The 258-nt window shown below is 48.1% G+C and carries 1 pseudogene; it reads left to right on the top strand.

Going from position 1 to position 258, the window contains the following annotated elements:
- Positions 1-192, top strand: a pseudogene (locus SB775_RS31195) (hypothetical protein); the annotation flags it as partial.
- Positions 193-258: the final 66 nt, after the last annotated feature.

Here is a 258-nt window from a genome sequence, read left to right as displayed (position 1 = left end):
CTCTACATTCCAGAGATTATCCCAAAGGTGGTCGCCATTCCCCTGCATCCCGCTATTACGCGTGAGGTCGTTCTAGCGGCAAGAGACTGGCAGGCGATTTCTCCGATCACGGCGGAATTCGTTGTACACAGCCAGAAGTATGTAAAAGAATTGGAGCCGATTCACATAGCTAAACAGGGACAAAACCAATAGCCGTTTTGTCCCTTCCCCTTTTTATCTGCTATACGCTTTATAGACCGCGAATTATCTCGCTTAGTC

The organism is Peribacillus sp. SIMBA_075, from assembly GCF_046534585.1.
The sequence above is the reverse complement of the archived record's forward strand: the minus strand, read 5'-3'. Positions and strand labels throughout refer to the sequence as shown.